Genomic DNA, 19409 nt, shown 5'->3' with positions numbered 1-19409 from the left:
TCACATGTCGAAACTGCCAGTATGAGCTGCATCTGGCGAAAAACACAATGAAGACATGGTTATAACCGATCGCTGTCAGGACGCCACAGCGACGGTGCCGCTTTCTGCAAAAGCGGCAGCCAGCGACAGATCCACCGAAAGCACCTGACTGACGCCACGCTCCTGCATGGTCACACCGAACAGCCTGTCCATATGGGCCATGGTCAACTGGTGATGGGTCACGATCAGAAAGCGTGTCTGGGCTTCCTCGGCCATGTCCTTGAGCAGACCGCAGAGGCGCTCGACATTGGCATCATCCAGCGGCGCATCCACCTCATCGAGGATACAGAGCGGTGAGGGCTGACACCGGAAGGTGGCGAATATCAGTGATAGCGCTGTCAACGCTTGCTCACCGCCAGAAAGCAATGAGAGGGTCGACAGCTTCTTGCCCGGTGGCTGCGCAAAGATTTCGAGCCCCGCCTCGAGAGGATCATCACTGCCGACGAGACCCAGATGCGCCTTGCCGCCATTGAACATACGGCTGAAAAGCGACTGGAAATGGCGGTCCACCTCAACGAATACCGCCTGCAGGCGCTCGCGCCCTTCCTTCTTGAGGGCATTGATTGACCCACGCAGGCGCTGGATGGCGGAGGTCAGTTCCTCATGCTCGCGTGTCAGATGGTCGGATTGCTCCTTGGCCTGCGTGTATTCCTGATCGGCCAGAAGATTGACCGGCCCGAGGGCCTCACGGTCTTTATGGGCGCGGGCGAGCCGCCGTTTGAGCGTCGTTTCGCTTGCCTCGGTGAGGGGGATATCCGGGGGTGACTCCGGCTCGACGAGCGGTGTTTCGGCCAGTTTCTCATGCTGCGACAGTGCCTGGGCGAGGCGTTCCTGCAGCCGGATGGCGTTCTCGCGGGCCTGTGCACCGCGTTGCTCCTCCTCACGCTGGCTGTGAGCCAGATCCTGCAAAGCCTTATCGAGCTCTGTCAGCGCGATAGTAGCCTGTTCGTGTTCCTGCTCGGCGTTTTGCAGGGCGGAATGATGGGTTTGCAGCGCCTCATCCTGCGCGGCTCTCTCAGCCGCACTACGGGAAATTTCCTCGTGGCTGAGTGTCAGACGCTCCTCAAGACGGGAACAATCGTCGCGCAGGGTCACACCCTGTGCGCGCGTTTCACCTAGCCTGAGCGCGATGGCGTGCTTCTCCTGCGTCGCCTGATCCAGCCGTGACTGGGCCTCCTGCACCTGCGTTCTGGCGGCGAGGTCGCATTCGCGCTGATCGGCCTCGGCGGCCAGCGCCGCGCTGAGCTCTGCTTCAGAGGGCGCGAGATCCGGGATCGGTGCCAGAGCTTCCTGTGCTTGCGTTGCCCGCGCGAGTTGATCCCTGACAGTGTTCTGGCGTGGGGTCAGGGCCGCAAGGCGGCTGTTCAGGCTGAGTTTGAGGTCACGGCGCGTCTGAAGTTCGCGGCTGGAATGGCCGATATCACGGCCGAGGGCCTCAAGCCTTGTTTTCAGCGCAGCGCGTTCCCGATCACCTGTAACAAGAGCACTCTTGCACTGTTCAAGCACCGTGCGGGCAGAGGCTAGTGCGGCGTCGTGATCGTTTTGCGAGAGCGCCTGACGCTGACCGGCCACGTCATCATGATCAGCACGTGCCTGCTCCAGCACGGCGCCGATCGTGGCGAGCTTGGCGACGCAGGAATCGTTCTGCAGGCGTTGCCTTGTCGCATCCTGCTGGGCGGTCGTGTAGTCGGTCTCGATCTGGCTCGCGGCGGTAATAGCCGCCCCGGTCACGCTGCGCTGTCTGGAAACCTCGCCATTCAGGACGTGCAGGGCCTCGTGCAGTTTCGCTTCATCGCCCAGAGCCTTAAGGCCTGCCACGGCGTTGTTCAGCCGGTCGCGGGTTTCGTCCCGCTGGATTGTGGTCTCGGTGCTGTTCTGATCGATCTGGGCAATCTGCCCGGCGAGTCGGTCCCGACGATCGAGCAGGTCGGTCTCGGCCTGTTTCAGAGCGCTTAGATTTTTTTCCTCGCGTTGTACCGTCTCGCGCAGGGCTGTCAGCTTTGCCGCGTAATCGGCCTCCTGATCATTGAAGGAGCCAAGCTTTGCCCGCAGGGCAGGAATGGCGGCCTCCGCGGCAGTTATCCGGGTATCCAGATCCCTGAGCGCGGCCAGATGCTCGACCCGGCTAAGGGCGGTCGAGGGCAGATTGGCTGCTTCCCGATAGCCATCCCAGCGCCACAGGGCTCCCTCGCTTGTGACGAGGCACTGACCGGGGAGGAGACGCGTCTGAAGTGATTCAGGATCCTGCGTGCTATCAACTAGGCCGATATGATCAAGGCAGCGCCGGAGCGCTTCAGGGGCCTTGATCAGGGCCGAGAGCGATCTGCAACCAGCCCCGAACTGTGCCGGGGTCAGAGGCGGAAGCGCCTGCCATGCGCGGCTCTGAAGTGTGTCCAGCGAAGCCTCGAGCGTTTGCCCGAGGGCCGCAGCAACGGCGCGCTCAAGCCCCGCGGGAATTTCCATTTGCGCCAGTGCAGGGTCTGGAAGGGCATCGTCGGGCGTATTGGCCTGCAAGGCATCACGCCTCGCCACGAGGGCGAGATGATCGGCGCTGGCAAGGCGGAGGGCATTCTCGGCCTCGTCCCGCGCCTGCTGCGTATCGCGCCGCGCCTGGCTTGTCGTCTCAATTTCGGAAGTCAGGGACGACAGCGCGTGTTGCGCGGCCTCCCGGGCTTCAACGGCGTGACTGATAACAGCATCGTTGGGCATATCGCGGCCGAGAGCCTCCCGCCGGGCGATAAGGGTCTCGAGAGACTGATTAAGACGCTCAAGACTCTGGCGGGCCTGATCGCGGTCTTTCTCGAGAAGCTCCCGCTGTCGGGCGATGCTGCGCGCCTCGGCTTGCTGGGCGCTGAGCTGTTGCTCGATATGCGCAAGGGCGGAGCGGCTCTCTTCCGCTTTCGCTCTGGCGACATCCCGTGCCGTCATCAGGGTGTGGGCGTTGGCATCAAGCGCGTTCAGCGCAGCCTCATCAAGCCGGGCGGCTTCGAGGGCTTCCAGTTCGTTCTGGTGCGCTGCGATCTGCTGGTTGAGGTTGCTTGCCCGCGCCGTTAACCGCGCAAGCATCTCGCGATTTTCGCGGGCTTCCCTCTCGATTCGGGCCAGATCCTGTTCGGCTTTGGAGGTGTTGACGAGTTGTTCCTGTCTGAGCTGCGCCTGCTGCTGGATCTGCTGGTCCAGAGCGGTTCTTTCCTGACGCTGCTGGTCCAGTCGCCGGGCGAGTTGCTCTAGCGCCGTCTCATCAGGGAGCTCATCCTGGAGTTCGGCTATCGCCTTTGCAAGCGTTGTCGACTCATCCGTCAGGGCTTCAACGGCCTTTGCAGCAGCTTCATGCTCCAGCGTGAGGGCCTGAGCGGTCATGCGTCGTGTGGTCAGCTTGTCAGCAAGGGCCAGTCTTGTCTGCTCGAGGCGGGACAGGATTTCGGCGCATTCCTGAGCGGATTCGCGCAGGGTGACGAGCGTGTCGGGCAGCTCGTGCAGGATGGCGGCGAGCCGTTGCTCTTCCTCACTCAGCAGCGCCTCACGCTGCGTGAGTTCCTCCAATCGTTTCAGGGCCAGCTGGTGATCGGCTTCCATCTGCTCGTGGCGCTGGGTCGTCTGTTCGTGGCGCGCCTGGGCCTGCGCCACGGCCTCGCGGGTTGATTCGCTGATAACGCGCAGCCTGTCGCGGGTGGTACGCAGGGCGTCGGTATGGTCGCGCAGGGCGAGCAGGCGTTCGCGTCCTGCTGCGCCCTGCTGCCCAGCCTCTTCGGCAGCGCGCGCCGAATCGTCACGGGATTTTTCCGCAGCCTCAAGCTGCTCGCGTGTGCGCTCGACCAGCAAGGCGGCCCGGCGGTGTACGAGCCAGGAGAGGGTCAGTTCATCTGTACGTATCGCTTCGGAAAGGCTGCGATAGGCTCGTGCCTGAACCGATTGCGCATCGAGTGTGGCCAGCCGCGTCTCGATCTGCTGACGCAGGTCTTCCGAGCGCTCCATATTGCCCTCAGCCTGCCGGAGCTTGATTTCAGCATCATGGCGCCTCGCATGAAGACCCGTGATGCCCGCAGCCTCTTCAAGGAGCGATCGTCTTTCTTCGGGCTTGGCGCTGATGAGCGCGCTGACACGGTTCTGGCTGACAATGGATGAGCTGCGAGCCCCCGAAGAGAGGTCGGCAAACATCGTGGTGATGTCACGCGCACGAAGGGCGCGCCCGTTGAGGCGGAACTCGCTGCCCGATCCGCGTTCGGAACGCCGGGTGATTTCGAGCCCGTCAGTCTCGCTGAACGGGGGTGGGGCGAGACCCTGTGCCTCATCCAGCCACAGCGTCACCTCGGCGAGGCTGCGGGCCGAACGTGCGCTCGTCCCTGCAAAAATCAGGTCGTCCAGTTCGCCGCCGCGCAGGGCACGAGCGGAACTCTCGCCCATCGCCCAGCGCAGGGCCTCAACGACGTTGGATTTGCCACAACCATTCGGCCCCACGATACCGGTGAGGCCAGGCAGGATGTCGATTGTGGCTGGATCGGCAAAACTCTTGAAACCCGCTATCCGCAGGCGCGTGATCTTGGCTGACATACGCGAAAAGCGGGGTCCTCTGTTTAGCCGCCGGCTTTCTTGACCTCGGCCTCGAAGGCCTCATAGGTCAGAAGCTCCTGATTATAGGGCTGTTTGTTGAACATGAAGAAGGGCGTGCCGCCGATATTGTATTTCGCCTGATCGGCATCCTGCTGGGCGACCAGTGCCTGACGGAATGTGTCATCGGCGTCAATCTTCGCAAATTGCTCAGCCGAAATGCCTGCGAGTGCAGCCATCTGCTGGATCTGCTGCTTGGGGTTCACGTCCCGTGCAAAAGCCCAGCGATCCTGGCTTGAGAGCATCGAATTGACGAACGGCACATAGCGATCGACAGGCAGCGAACGCGCCACCATCGCCCCGAGCAGGGCGATCTGATCGAGCGGGAAATCGTGATAGACGTAAAACACCTTGCCGGTATCGATCAGGTTTTTCTTAACATCTTGAAAGACCGTCATCTCGAAATGGGCACAATGGGTGCAGGTGAGAGAGAACCACTCATTGACCGTGACGGGCGCCTTGGGGTTGCCAAGGGTGCGCGGGGTCAGTCGGGCATCCTCTGCGCGGGCCTTCGGCATGAGGGCGAGGGCGGGCATGGCTGCCAGGAAACTGCGCCGGTACAAAGACATGAAGAACTCTCCCCGTGAATGATACCGGAGTTTTGAAGACCGGAAGCCCTCTCCGCGTCAAGTGTCCCGCGCGACGCCGCGCCGGACATCATGAGGCGGAGGAGAGTGAGCGGTTCAGCGTTTCTCGTCGCCGTGGTGGGGCGTTGGATTGTCGCTACGGACCCAATCGGGCGGCACGCGCATCCGGAGCGCTCGGATATGGCGTGCATCGGCATCGGTCACACGAAAGACAAGGCCGCTTTCATGGGTAAAGACCTCACCGCGTATCGGCACATGCCCGGCGAGACGAAAGACGAGACCGCCCACGGTTTCGATTTCCGCCTCACGTTCCGCCTCGGTCAGCACCGGCCCCATGAAGCCTTCGAGTTCATCCACAGGCAATCTGGCATCAAGGTCGAAGGACCCATCGGCACGCTCTGAAATCATGGCCGAGACTGGCTCGTCATGTTCGTCGGAGATGTCGCCCACGATGGTCTCCACGAGATCCTCGATAGTGACCAGCCCGTCCACGCCGCCATACTCGTCGATGACGAGCGCCAGATGGGTGCGGCGCTGACGCATCTGCAACAGCAGATCGAGCACAGGGATCTGCGGCGCTACCAGCAAGGGCTGGCGCAGAAGGGGCTCGATATCAAACGCCTCCGAAGTGCCGATATAGGCAATGAGGTCCTTGACGTGAATCATCCCGATGACGTTGTCGAGATGCTCGCGATAGACCGGCACGCGTGAATGGTTTTCACGGCGCATGAAGTCCAGCGCTTCGTCCAGCGTGATATCCGCTGACATCGAGACGATATCGGCACGGGGTACCATGACGTCATCGGCGGTTTTTTCGCGCAGATGCAGCACATTGGTAATGAGTGCACGTTCCTGCCGATCCAGCTCCGGACGGGTGCCCGCTTCGGGGTGGGGGGCAGCTGCCTCTTCCACAAGAGCCGCAATCGAAAGCCGCAGCCCCTGTTCGCGCCCCTTGCGATTGAAGATGCCGAATAATCCCTTGGCCGGTCTCTGGCGATGGTCGTCGCTCTCGCTCATGCGCCGCGCCCCCCGCCCATGCGCCAGGGATTGGGAACACCGAGACGGGCCAGAATGCGGGATTCCGTCATTTCCATCAGCCGCGCCTCGTCGGGGCGGTGATGGTCGTGACCTGCGAGGTGCAGCAGGCCATGAACGACGAGATGCGCAAAGTGATGCGAGAATTTCTTGCCGCTTGCCTTGGCCTCGCGACGGACGGTCTCGTAGGCGAGGGCTATGTCGCCATCGCCAAACGCACCGTTCTCCTCGAAGGTCAGGACATTGGTCGGCTTGTTCTTGTCACGGAACGTCGCGTTGAGCGCCTTGATGGCCTGGTCGCCCGCAAGAAGGAAGGCCGGAACACGGTCGCGGTCAAGCCACGGCCAGCTTGCCTCAAGGCAACGGGCGACGAGCGCTTCCAGATTGGGCACACTGGCACGCCAGCGGCGATCGGCCACGATCAGATCGAGACGTGAACGAAGGGCCGCCCTCGTGATAGAGGACGGCTCTTCGGCGGATGGGGTCAGACTACTTCGAGGTTCCATTGTATTCCCGGCGCGACCTGCCTCGGGAATAGTCCCGTGCCGCAGCCACTCGTTGATCATAAGCGTCCACAATACGTGCCACCAGCGGGTGACGCACGACATCGGCGGACTCGAAACGGGTAATACCAATTCCCGGCAAGCCTTCAAGGGTCTCGACCGCTTCACGCAGGCCCGAAGCGACGCCCGAAGGCAGATCGATCTGGCTGAGATCGCCGGTAATGACCATGCGAGCGCCCTGACCCATGCGGGTCAGGAACATCTTCATCTGGGCCGGGGTGGTGTTCTGGGCCTCGTCGAGAATGACAAAGGCATGGGCGAGGGTTCGGCCGCGCATGAAGGCAAGCGGTGCCACCTCGATTTCGCCATTGGCCATCCGGCGGGCGACCTGATCACCCGGCAGCATGTCATTGAGCGCATCGTAGAGTGGGCGCAGATAGGGGTCGATCTTCTCCCGCAGGTCGCCAGGCAGGAAGCCCAGACGTTCGCCAGCCTCAACGGCAGGGCGGGAGAGGATGATCCGGTCCACCTGACCGGCCTGAAGCATGGCAACACCCTGCGCCACAGCCAGATAGGTCTTGCCGGTACCGGCCGGCCCGATCCCGAAAGTCAGTTCGGTCTTGGCCAGCATCTGCATATAGGCAGCCTGCCCGCGCGAACGCGGCGCAATGGCCCCGCGCTTGGTCTTGATGGCCGGCAGGTCGAGAAAGGGCGCTGGTCCCTCGGTCTCGTTGCGTGGCAGTTCGGCTGCTGCTGCCTCGTTCTGGCGGGGCGTGTTTCGGGGCTCTGCCGCGCGGGTGGGCCGCGGCAGGGCAGATAGGCGAATGACGCTGTCGACCACGGGGCCGTCGATCTTGCCGCCATGCTCAAGCTGATTATAGAGCGCCGTGATGGCGGCCTGAGCGCGAGCGACAGAAGCCGCTTCACCCGTGATGGCAATCTTGTTGCCGCGGCACGTCAGGCGGACATCGAAACCCTGTTCGAGCCTGATGAGATGGCGGTCGTGATCGCCCAGCAGCTGCTGAAGAAGAATGTTATCTCCAAAGCGCAGCGCCGAGGTGCGGTGTCCCTGTTCGTGAGGAGGGGTTTCAGGCGGGAGGTGCCGCCTGGAGTTACGGTCATTGGTCCCGTATCCGGGATGCGACTGGGGTGCCGTGGGGTGGCTCAAGCGCAGACTCTCTCCCGTAAGAGTATACCAGCCAGCGAATTGGTGAGACGCTGGGTTATCACAACCGGCACGGTCTGACCGATCAGGTCATCGGTCCCTTCGACATGAACCGGTTGCAGATAGGGTGAACGCCCGGTGATCTGTCCGGGTTTGCGGCCGCGCCCGGTAAAGAGCACAGGCAGTGTCCGGCCAACCATATCGGCGTTGAAGGCGTCCTGTTGCTCACGCAGCAGGGCCTGCAGACGTTGCAGGCGCTCGTCCTTGACCGCCTCTTCAATCTGGAAGGGCTGGCCGGCTGCTGGTGTGCCGGGGCGGGGCGAGTACTTGAACGAAAATGCCTGGGCGAAACCGACATCGCGCACAAGCTGCATCGTCGCCTCGAAATCCTCTTCCGTTTCCCCCGGATGGCCGACGATGAAATCGGAAGAAAGAGCAAGATCGGGACAAGCTTCACGCAGCCGCGCAATCAGCGCGCGGTACTCGTCGCCCGTATGACCGCGGTTCATGGCCTTGAGGATACGATCCGACCCGGACTGCACAGGCAGGTGAAGGAAAGGCATGAGCGCAGGATTGTCACGATGCGCGTCAATCAGGGACTGGTCCATGTCGCGCGGATGCGACGTCATGTACCGGATGCGTTCAAGGCCGGGCAGTTCCGCCAGGGCTTTCGCAAGGCGTGGCAGATCGGCCGTACCGCCTTCGCCATCATCGCCGTGATAGGCATTGACGTTCTGCCCGAGCAGCGTGATCTCCCGGACGCCGCTCTCCACCATACGGCGCGCCTCGGCCAGCACGGAAGGGAGGGAACGGCTTGTTTCGGCGCCGCGTGTGTAGGGCACGACACAGAAGGAGCAGAACTTGTCGCAGCCTTCCTGAATGGTCAGGAACGCTGTCAGGTTTCCTTCCACCTGAGGGGCAGAATCCTGCGGCAGGAAGTCGAACTTCATCTCGACCGGGAAATCCGTATCGATCACGGCACCGCCAGCACGGGCGGCACGCGCCACCATCTCGGGCAGGCGGTGATAGGTCTGCGGGCCGAGAACGATATCGACATAGGGCGCGCGGGCGAGGATCTCCTCGCCTTCTGCCTGGGCCACGCAGCCGGCAACGGCGATGATCGAGCGGCTGAGCCCGGCGGTCTCGCGCTCTTCACTGATCTTGCGCAGGCGGCCCAGCTCCGAGAACACCTTCTCGGCAGCGCGCTCGCGGATATGGCACGTGTTGAGAATGACCATCTCTGCCTGTTCTGGCGTGGTCACCGGCTTGAAGCCAAGCGGCGCAAGCACGTCGGTCATGCGTGCGCTGTCATAGACATTCATCTGACAGCCCCAGGTGATGACATGCAGCCCACGCGCGTTGGTCTGGCTGTCGTTCTGCACGGGGAGAGTGCTGTCGGTTAAAGTCTCGACGTTCACGTATCCTAACCTTTGGCCCTGTGGTCCGCTTGTGTCGGCAACGATAGGAGAGCACGCACCATTTTAATGCGGGGGCTGTCCATCAGGCGGAGCCGATCATTTCGATATGTCCTTCGCGCTTTGTAGCGCAAGGTAGCGGTAAATGCATGGCTAATATTCATGCGCTGTGCTGCGCAGCGATGCAGGGCGCGTATGCTAGCCGTGCCATACGTGCTGTTACGGCTGGACATAATGGCGCGGCCCGCCTGCTTCAGTGCTGCACCGGCTCCGGGTGCTCGGGATTATGGTGCAATTGTGCCACGCCTTGCGCCACGATCTCCTGAACCGCAGTCGAAAGCTCCTTGCGGCTCGGGTAATCCGCCGGATCGACAGGGGGGTGCAGGATCACGGTGGCTCCCAGAGAGCGCCACTGCGTGACAGACCAGATATGGGGTGCGAGGTCCATATCGCCGTACCAGGCCAGCGCTGTGCGTCGTGCGCGACCGATGGGAAGACCATCGAGGCGGTCATAGACAATCGAGACAGGCTGGATCAGGACGGAAGGCGGCGTTGGCAGGGTCGTATCGATACGGCTCGGCTTCGCGATGGCGAAAAAGGACGACATGAAGGGCAGCACATGCGTGCCATCAGTCGAGGTGCCCTCCGGGAACAGGATCAGATTGTCACCATTGTTGAGGCGGTCGGTCATCGCCTGCAATTCGCGACCCGTGTTGTTGCGCTGACGGCTGACGAAGATCGTGCGGCCGAGACGCGCAAGGGTGCCGATCACGGGCCAGTCGGCAATCTGTTGTTTGGCGACAAAAACGGTGGGCAGGATGCCGCCGGCGACAGCAATATCAAGCCACGAGGAATGGTTCGCGACGAAAATGACCGGACGCTCGCCGTTTTTTACGGCAATACTGTCGCGTATCGTTCCGGCAGGTTCACCAACAACCCGAACATGCATGCCAAGAATGCGGCAGATGGTTGCCCAGTAGAACCGTGCAAAAACGATCTTTGCCGCACCTTGGCGCTTGAGCAGGATGCGCTGCGGGACACTGGCAACGAGCGTCCATAAGCAAGACAGACCCATGCGACGTATCGCGCGGAGCCGGCAGATCATACCATTCCCCGATGCACGCTCCATAGGGAGGGCAGGTTCAAGCGGGGCGGTCCAGGAGTCGGGGCCGGAAGCGTCACTAGCAGGACGGCGGCGCGTGATCGCGTCTGTCATTGCCTGATACCTAGCGTGAAACGGTCAAGCCGGACAACAGCCATCCGGGATCGATTTTATTAAGATTGAACGAAACGCAGGGGCGAACGCTCAAGGAGGATGGTCCCGCATTGGTTTTGCGCTGCACAGTGCCTTTTCTTGCCGGCTCTCCCGTGACATGATCCTGACACGGTTTTCTGCCACCGAATTCAGGATTTCAGCCTGCAGCAGGAGTTCTATTGCTGTCGTTTTACCGCGCTTCCCGCCTTTCTCGTCACTCTGAAACCGGGGTCAGGCGGTCACGGCCTGAGCGAACGCCTGCCCTGTGTTTTATCGTTTCTGCGGCCACTCTAGCGGCCTTCGGGCAGCCAGACAGCGCTCTTGCAGCCCACAAGGATAAGAGCGCAGGCAAGAATGGCGAGCCTGACACGGCCTATCAGGTGGAGATTACACCATCGAGCGACCCGGAACTGGACCCAATGGTTCAGGCGGCATCGACGCTGATTTCCCTGCAAAAAACGAAGGCTGTCGATCCCTACGCGCTCGCAGGGCGCATCCGTGGCGATTATGATCGTGTACAGACAGCACTGGAGAGCCGCGGTTTCTACGCGGGCAAAGTTGTGATCAGCGTCAAACTGCCTGACGGACAGACCATTGATGGTCGCAATCCGGCATTGCCGGACCGCCTTGCGGCGCTGCACAGCCAGGGCAGATTGCATATCACGATCAAGCCCGAGACGGGGCCGCAATTTCATATTGGCAAGATCACACTTGTCAGCGGTCCTCTCAATGACGGATTACCGCATGATGCAGGAGCGGCCGATGCTCAGGGGCAACATGCATCACCGTCCAGCACCGGTAATCCCGGGGATAGAGGGGCGGTACAACAGGATGCTGCGTCGTCACATGGCGCGCAGCAAGGGACTGCGTCGGTCGGAAAACCGGTAGCACCTGGCGCGGCGACGGCAGCGCATGCCATGACACCTACGCCGGTTACGCTGAGTGCCGAGGAGCAGAAGGCTTTCAGCCTGGAGGCCGGACAGAAGGCCATTGCCGGTGATATTCTCGCGGCCCAGTCCTCGCTGCAACATGTTCTGCTTGAGGAAGGTCATGCTCAGGCGAGCGTTGCGACACCACTGGCCTATCTAAGACCTGCTACGCATACGCTGGACCTCGAATTTGCAGTTGGCACGGGCCCGGTCGTGGATATCGGCCCGATCAGCTTTGAAGGGCAGAAACGCACGAGAGAGGCATTTCTGCGTCGCCGTCTGCTCATTCGCGAGGGTCAGCTTTATCAGCCCAGCAAGATTGAGGAGGCGCGACAGGATCTGGCCAGTGTCGGGATCTTTTCTTCCGTCGGTGTTCACGATGCACCACCACTGGTGGCACTGGCGCGCGGAAAGGCGACACCGGGCGTCTCGCAGGCCATGCCGCTTCGCTTCACATTGGAAGAGTCACGGCGGCATACGGTTTCGGCGCAGGTAGGCTACTCAACCGATCTCGGTGGGCGGGTTGGTGCGAGCTGGACACATCACAATCTGTTGGGTGCGGCAGAGCGTTTGCGTCTGACGGCACTCGTCACGGGACTGGGTGGAAGTGCCCAGCAGGGGCTCGGCTACGATGTCTATGCTGACTTCCTCAAGCCGGACTTCATGCGGCGCGACCAGAATCTCAGCCTGCGCGTCGAAGGCATCCGTCAGCTCCTTTATTCCTATCACCAGACCGCGTTGCTGGTGCGTGGAGGGCTGATCAGAAAGCTCAGCCGCTACTGGAACGTGTCTGGGAGCGTTCTGGCCGAGCAGGAAAACATCAAGCAGTTTGGCGTCTCGACCGATTATCTGATCGTGCAGCTGCCGCTCGGCGCCAATTACGATTCGACCGAGCTTGCTAACCCGATTGATCCTGCCACGCATGGGATCAGGGCGAACGTTAATATCACGCCCTCCGAATCACTCGAGAGCGGCAGCACGTTTTTCACAATCATGAGTGCCGGCGCATCGACCTATTTCGACCTGAACCGGATCGGGCTGACGGCCCCTGGGCGTTCGGTTATCGCTGTGCGTGGTATTGTCGGTTCAGTGCAGGGCGCATCGACGTATCAGATTCCGCCTGATCAACGCCTCTATGCTGGTGGACCCGCAACTGTGCGTGGCTTCCGTTATCAGGGTGTCGGGCCGCAGAACGGTAAATACGGGATAGGCGGAACCTCGCTCGATGCCGGGACGGTGGAATATCGGCAGCGTATCCTCAAGAGCTTCGGGGCCGCTGCGTTTGTCGATGCCGGTCAGGTTGGCGTCGGAAGTCGTCCGTTCCAGGGAAAGCTCAGGGTCGGTTATGGCGCGGGTGTCCGCTATTACACCCCGATTGGCCCTGTGCGTCTCGATGTCGCCCTGCCAGCCAATCGACCGCCCCACGGTGACAAGTGGGAACTTTATATTGGTCTCGGGGAGACGTTCTGATGATCCGCTTTCCCCGACGTAGGGCTTCGCACGCGACCGCTACGGCCTCGCTTGATGCGGATAGGGCACAAAACACCAGACCCCGCATGTCGCGCACGCGTCGTATCCTGCTGTGGGTGACCGGGCTGGTGGTTGGTGTGCCCGTAGCGCTGGTCACGATTACTCTCGTGGCCATACTGGTTTTCGTCAATATTCCTTACGGTCAGCGCGTCATCGAGCGTCAGACCGCGAGCCTGACTAGTGGTATGGTCGAGTTGCAGGGGGTGGGTGGCTTCATTCCATCGCGCCTGCATATCAGGCGGATCACACTCCATGATCATCTCGGCCCCTATCTGACTGTCGATGAAGCGCGGCTCAACTGGTCGCCACTTGCGCTTATCCATATGACGGTGCGCGCATCGCTCCTGCAGGCTGTTTCCCTGCGCTTCGAGCGTCTGCCCGTATCGGACCCGTCCGCACCTGCTCCAGCGCCCGCATCGAACGAGCCGTCCAGTCTTCACCTTGGTATCGCGCTTGCCCGGCTCGACATCGGCCGTATTGATCTGGGCAAGCCTCTGGCAGGTTTCCCGCTTAGCGCCTCGGCACAGGGGCATCTGACGCTGGCGGATCTCGCACCCGTGCTCGACGGGCTACAGATCGGCAAATTGCCGAGGGCCGATCTGAGGCTCGATATCAGGCGTCTGGATCGTCCGGCGAGCATAGCGGTATCGCTGGCGACACCACGCGATGCAATCAACCTGCATCTTCGGGTCCAGGACGGCGCGCATGGTCTTGTTGCGCAGGCTGCGAAGCTTGATGAACTTGACCCCCTGACACTCACGCTCGACCTCGACGGACCTGTCCGGGCGAATGATCTCAGACTGGCGCTGCAAGCCGGTGCCGTGCGGGCCGATGCGCAGGGCAATCTCGACCTCGCTCATCATGTTGGTACTTTAGGGCTTTCTGCCTCCACGCCCGCCATGAAGCCTGTGGCAGGTGTTGCGTGGTCCAGCATAGCCCTCAAGGCTCATCTGCGCGGAGATCTGCTCGCGCCATCCGGGGATGGTACACTCGACATTGACGCGTTGTCCGCTGCCGGGGCTGGCATCAATCATCTGGCCCTGCGTTTTGCTGGCGATGAAGGACAGGGGCCGAAGGCGGCAAGGATAAGGCTCAATGCACACGCGGACGGCGTCCGGGCGCCGGGTGTCCCTGCCGGATTGCTGGCGCAAGCCCCGATTGACGCGGTTCTCGACGCGGCACCGGAGAAAGCGACGCAACCTTTCTCGCTTACGGTCACGCATCCGCTGTTCCAGATCAGCACAACCGGCACGCTGAAACCCGATATTGCCGGGGCGCTCGACCTCGTGCTGCCCGATCTCAAACCGCTGGCGGGCATCGGCAAGCTCGACCTGGCCGGGCACAATGTTGCTCATCTCGACTATACCTATAGACCTGATGGCAATTCCCATATCGCGCTGCGTGACAAGCTCGCGATCACAGGAGGGATGAAGCAGCTTGTGGCGCTGCTGGGTGCCGACACTTCGCTCGGGCTCGATGCCACGATGGTCTCCGGGCCTAAAGCCGCACGCCAGGTCAGGATAGAGGCGCTCACTGTCGATGGTCGCGCCCTTCATCTTCGTGACGAAGGCTCGATGACGCTGGGTGCGCAGCCTTCCATCGTCAATGAGCTTTTGCTGGCCTTGCCTGACCTCAAGGCGGCGGCACCGCAGATGCATGGCCATGTGGCCTTGACGGCGCATAGTGAAGGCCCGCTGGATGATCTTGCGGCCAAGCTGCAGCTCAAGGGAGAGATCGGTGCCAGCGCTGTCCCTTCCGGCCCGCTGACCCTTGACCTTGCCTTGCTCCATCTCCCCTCCGCGCCGGAAGGGACGCTGCATGCCGATGGTAAGCTCGATGGCCGAAAGCTTGCGATCGATGCAGGTTTTGCCCGCCACAAGGATGGAGAGGTGGAACTTGATCTGACGGCGCTCGACTGGGCCAGTCTCTCCGGCAAGGGGCATCTGACATTGCCCGCCGGGGCCAAACTGCCGCTCGGCAATCTGGCTGTCACGGCGGGTAATCTCAACGATTTCTCCGCGCTGGCCGGAAGAAAACTCGGGGGACGGCTCGTGCTTGACCTCAAGACGAGCGATCCGACGCCCGAAACGCCTCCTGTTCTGACCGTGTCGCTCAAGGGGGGCGTGCAGGCGGATCCGGCCCGCATTGGGACGCTCGATCTGGCTGGCACGGTGCGTAATCCCGTCGATAAGCCGGATATGGATCTTAGGCTTGCTGTGGGCAGTGTTGCCTTTCAGGAAATGAGGGGTGGGGCGACCTTGTCGGCACGGGGTACGCTCGATGCGTTGGCGCTAGCCGCGAAAGGCAGCTTCGACCATGTACTGGGGGCACCTGCGACGCTGGATACAGCCCTCCTGCTCGATCTTCCTGGCAAGACCGTCCGGCTCGATCGTCTATCTGCGCTCCTCAAGGGGGAGACCCTTCGAAGCGCCGGTGTGAGTACCATCAGCTTCGGTGAAAAGACCGGCGTGGATCGTCTGCAAGTCGCTGTAGCACCCCCCGGCGTCGCGCCCGCGACACTTGATCTGTCCGGTACGATCAAACCACGTCTGGACGTGCATCTGCGTGTGGCCCGTGTCACGCCGGCGCTTGCCAAGCCCTTTATGCCGACACTGGATGCTTCCGGTAATCTTGCCGCGCAGGCGGATCTCAGTGGTGATCTGTCGCGTCCTACCGGAACGGTTGGCGTGACCTTGTCGGGCCTGCATATGCGCAGCGGGCCGGCTGAATCGTTGCCCGCTCTGAACATGCAGGCCAATGCGACCCTCTCTGGACAGCGGGCGCAAATCAATGCGCAGGCCGACGCCGGGCGTCGCATCAGTCTGCGTGTGGCGGGGAGCGTGCCGACAGGTGAGGCAGGAAATCTTGATCTGAAGGTTAATGGCGCGGTGGATCTGGCGGTCGCCAATGCCGTTCTGGGTGCACAGGGCATGGCCCTGAGTGGCACGTCAAGGATTGATCTGGCCCTTGGGGGTGCGGTGTCGTCTCCCTCCGCGACCGGCCGAGTCACCCTTGAGGCGATCAACTTTGCCCATTACGGGCAGGGCGTGCGCCTGACCGACATCAACGGCGCAATTATTGCCGCCAATGATACGCTCACATTGCAGGATGTTCTGGCGCATGCAGGAAAGGGCACCATCGCCCTGTCTGGGAGTGTCGGGGTGCTCCGTCCTGGATTGCCGCTTGATATTAAGGTCATTGCCCACAAGGCCCAGCCGATCACAAGTGATTTGCTGACCGCCGTGATCGATACGGATGTCAGGGCCCATGGTCAGCTCTCTACGCGCCTCGATGTCGATGGCACCATCCGTTTGCCCTCCGTGATTGTGAATATTCCCAATTCGATGCCCGCCTCGGTGCCGCAGCTCACAGTGATACGACCCGGCGAAAAGCGCGAGGCCACGACACGGGCCATGATCATTGGGCTGGATCTGAACGTGATCTCACCCGGCAGCTTCTTCGTGCGGGGGCATGGTCTCGATGCGGAGATGTCGGGCAAGCTCCATGTCGGGGGCGTAAGTACTGCGCCGGATATATCTGGCGGTTTTGATCTAAAGCGTGGCTTCTTCAACCTTGCCGGCGTCAATCTAAACTTCACCAAGGGGCGGGTGGCTTTCGATGGCTCGGGCGTGGATCACAAGCTGGATCCATCGCTCGATTTCCGGGCCGATCGCAATGTGCAGGGGACCGTGGCAAGCCTTGTGGTGGGTGGCTATGCAAGCGCGCCCAAGATCGATTTTACATCGCAGCCATCGCTTCCGCGGGATCAGGTATTGGCCATGCTGCTCTTCGGCAGCTCGACGGCCTCGCTCTCACCCACCCAGCTGGCCAGCCTGGCGGCTGCGGTCGCCCAGATCAGCGGTGGATCGAGCTTCGATCCGCTCGATAAGGTTCGCGGGTTTCTGGGGCTTGACCGTCTGGCTGTGGGCGGTGGCAGCGGGGTGAATAATGGTGGTGCGAGCCTTGAGGCCGGGAAATACGTCATGAAAGGCGTTTATGTCGGGGCCAAGCAGGCGACGAGCGGTTCGGGAACGCAGGCGCAGGTTCAGGTGGATCTGACCAAGAGGCTCAAGCTGAACACGACGGTTGGCACGGGAGGACAGATCACCGGCTTTACCACGCCGGAGAATGATCCCGGTTCGAGTGTCGGGCTCAGCTATGGTTTTGACTACTGAGCCGATGTTACGTCCCGGTTGGCGCTAGAGGAGGCGACAACCGGGCAGCCACTAATGGCGCTAACTTGTGAGTGCTGGCACGTAGATCCAATCCGCCTTGTCGCGCGTCGCGAGGATGACCTGCGCATTGGGGGCATCGGTGCTCTCAATCCACGCCCTGGCTTCTTCCGGTGTGCGCCCGAACTGAACGTGCCGCGCTTCAAGCCACAGATTGCGTTGCGCCTCGTCGGTCGCCACAAACCAGCTTTCGTCCAGACAGACGCGGACCGGGCTCCAGGGACCATCGCAGAGAAGATAGTTTCCCTCCACGATGACCAGTTTCACATTGGGCAGAACCGGAATGGCGCCCGCGATCGGCTCCTCGATCGCACGATCGAAAAAAGGCGCATAGACGATCTGATCTTCCTGATGACGTATGCGCAACAACAGGCTCACAAAGCCGGTCGCATCGAAGGTGTCGGGAGCACCTTTTCGGCCAGCTCGACCGAGGCGCGCCAGTTCGCGATTGGCCAGATGAAAGCCATCCATGGGCACGACCATGGCCTGATCAGCGAAATCTTCAGCAAGCTGGGCTGCGAGGGTAGATTTTCCGCCCCCCGGTGCGCCAGCCAGCCCTAGAATCACCCGCCCCGGCCGTGTCAGGAGCCGGGATACGCGCGCTTTGGCGGCCTGATAATCATGCGTCATGGATTTTCCGTTCGGCGTTGTGTGAGATCATGTTCCTCACCCGGGAGACGACGTCCTGCCATTCCCACGCTGTGGTTTGACGAACGATGCGCAGGGAAGGGTACCACGGGCTGTCCTCACGGTCGGTCATCCAGCGCCAGCACGGATTGATCCGGTCCATCAGCAGGACGGGTTTGTTCATGGCACCTGCGAGATGGACCATCGAGGTGTCGACTGAAACCACGATGTCGAGGTTGTCGATCAGGGCTGCCGTGTCATCCATGCTCTCGATTGCAGGCATTAGGTCAATAACGGGGTTGGGCATTGAGGCGAGCTGTGCCGCTGCGTCACCTTTCTGAAGACTGTAGAAGCTGACCCCATCGAGCGAGAAAAGCGGAGCCAGTGCCGAGAGCGGCATCGAACGGCGCTGGTCGAGCATATAGGCTTCGGTCTGATCCCGGCGGGGCGCACCGGCCCAGACAATGCCCACCCGCAATTTCCTATCCTGCGCGAGACGCGTGGCAAAGCGGGCGGATTTCGCTGGATCGGCCGTGATGTAGGGCGGTGTGATACCGAATGGCGTTTTGCTGGCTGCGAAAGCACGGGGCAGGCTGATGAACGGGCAATGGTAGTCATATGGCGGAATATCTCCGCCCACCTGTACGCTATCGACCCCGGCAACACGACGGCAAAGATCCGCCATGATGCCGGCCCCCCAGACGCGTATGATCGCCCCGCGCTCGGCAAGAAGCGGGATGTAGCGCAGATACATGAACGTATCGCCGTATCCCTCTTCATGGGTCACCAGCACCTTTTTGCCTCGAAGGTCCAGCGCGGGGGTGATGTTGGGCAAAAGGCGCGCCATGGGCAGGGAGGTATGGCCGGGAAGCTGGAACCGCCATTCATGCTCGGTCCATCCCTGCTGGAAATATCCGGCCTTGAGCAGGGCGATGGAGTAATTCAGCCGCATCTGCGGGTGATTGGGCTGGATCTGGATGGCTTTCCGGTACAGGTTGAGCGCCGCGTCCATGTCTCCAGCTGCAGACATGAGATAGGCGATGTTGGAGAGCGAGCTCGGATCGGCAGGGTCCAGGGTGTAGATCCTGTCGAGCACGGCCCGGGCCTCATTGAACCGCCCGGCCTGATTGAGCGCCGTGGCCAGCAGGCTCAAAGCTGGTAGATGACAGGGGCGACGCGATACGGCCAGTTCGAGGCGGGCAACAGCCTCAGCCAGCTCGCCTCTCTGCATGAGCAATGTGCCACTGAGTTCGAGCAGGCGGCAATCGTCAGGCGCGCTCTTGCTCGCAGTTTCAACGAGCATCAGGAGATCACCGCGTCGGTCCAGCGCCTCAGCCAGCCGTAGAAGGCCCTCGAGAGGGTGGGCTCCTTGTCCCGGCACCATTCTTTTCAGGAGTGCGAGACATTGCGCCATATCCTGCCGCCGAAAGGATTCCGCCAAGAGAGTCTGCTGCGTCTCCACGTCTTGGGCTGTTGTTTGGGCT

The 19409-nt window shown here is 61.6% G+C and carries 11 protein-coding genes; 2 read left to right on the top strand and 9 right to left on the bottom strand.

Annotated elements, in window-relative coordinates; translation table 11 throughout:
• Positions 1-75: 75 nt before the first annotated feature.
• From P5689_RS01875 to P5689_RS01845, 7 genes are all read right to left on the bottom strand, one after another.
• Positions 76-4590: an AAA family ATPase gene (locus tag P5689_RS01875; RefSeq protein WP_285531892.1), complete on the bottom strand. Its 4515-nt coding sequence runs from the start codon at positions 4588-4590 to the stop codon at positions 76-78.
• A 23-nt stretch (positions 4591-4613) separates the two neighbouring features.
• Positions 4614-5216, bottom strand: a complete 603-nt coding sequence (locus tag P5689_RS01870) for a thioredoxin domain-containing protein (RefSeq protein ID WP_023978721.1) — start codon at positions 5214-5216, stop codon at positions 4614-4616.
• Positions 5217-5330: 114 nt separating this feature from the next.
• Complete coding sequence (locus tag P5689_RS01865; protein ID WP_122050073.1) at positions 5331-6251, bottom strand: hemolysin family protein; 921 nt, start codon at positions 6249-6251, stop codon at positions 5331-5333.
• Entirely contained in the window at positions 6248-6775 is a 528-nt protein-coding gene (gene ybeY, locus P5689_RS01860; protein WP_285531891.1) for an rRNA maturation RNase YbeY, read from the bottom strand. The genes P5689_RS01865 and ybeY overlap by 4 nt, the downstream gene beginning before the upstream one ends.
• Positions 6759-7823, bottom strand: a complete 1065-nt coding sequence (locus P5689_RS01855) for a PhoH family protein (protein ID WP_285533790.1) — start codon at positions 7821-7823, stop codon at positions 6759-6761. The genes ybeY and P5689_RS01855 overlap by 17 nt, the downstream gene beginning before the upstream one ends.
• Positions 7824-7936: 113 nt before the next feature.
• Complete coding sequence (gene miaB, locus P5689_RS01850) at positions 7937-9319, bottom strand: tRNA (N6-isopentenyl adenosine(37)-C2)-methylthiotransferase MiaB (RefSeq protein WP_285533788.1); 1383 nt, start codon at positions 9317-9319, stop codon at positions 7937-7939.
• A gap of 286 nt (positions 9320-9605) precedes the next feature.
• Positions 9606-10427 carry a lysophospholipid acyltransferase family protein gene (locus P5689_RS01845; protein WP_285531890.1) on the bottom strand — a complete coding sequence of 274 codons (822 nt, stop codon included), beginning with the start codon at positions 10425-10427 and terminating at the stop codon, positions 9606-9608.
• 359 nt (positions 10428-10786) lie between these two features.
• Between P5689_RS01845 and P5689_RS01840 the strand changes: the two genes are divergently transcribed.
• Together P5689_RS01840 and P5689_RS01835 are read left to right on the top strand one after the other, a co-directional pair.
• The gene (locus P5689_RS01840; protein WP_408868524.1) at positions 10787-13006 is read left to right on the top strand and encodes an autotransporter assembly complex protein TamA; all 2220 of its coding nucleotides are present in this window, start codon (positions 10787-10789) and stop codon (positions 13004-13006) included.
• Positions 13007-13092: 86 nt separating this feature from the next.
• Positions 13093-17241, top strand: a complete 4149-nt coding sequence (locus P5689_RS01835; RefSeq protein ID WP_285531889.1) for a translocation/assembly module TamB domain-containing protein — start codon at positions 13093-13095, stop codon at positions 17239-17241.
• 60 nt (positions 17242-17301) lie between these two features.
• On the opposite strand, the gene P5689_RS01830 is transcribed toward P5689_RS01835, so the two are convergent.
• A complete protein-coding gene (locus P5689_RS01830; RefSeq protein WP_285531888.1) occupies positions 17302-17928 on the bottom strand; it encodes a nucleoside/nucleotide kinase family protein in 627 nt (208 codons plus the stop codon).
• Positions 17918-19366: a tetratricopeptide repeat protein gene (locus tag P5689_RS01825; RefSeq protein WP_152530193.1), complete on the bottom strand. Its 1449-nt coding sequence runs from the start codon at positions 19364-19366 to the stop codon at positions 17918-17920. The genes P5689_RS01830 and P5689_RS01825 overlap by 11 nt, the downstream gene beginning before the upstream one ends.
• Between the last annotated feature and the right edge of the window lie 43 nt (positions 19367-19409).

It is taken from the genome of Asaia sp. HumB (assembly GCF_030263835.1).
Lineage (GTDB): Bacteria > Pseudomonadota > Alphaproteobacteria > Acetobacterales > Acetobacteraceae > Asaia > Asaia bogorensis.
Note: the sequence above shows the minus strand (reverse complement) of the source record. Positions and strands in the feature narration are given on the sequence as shown.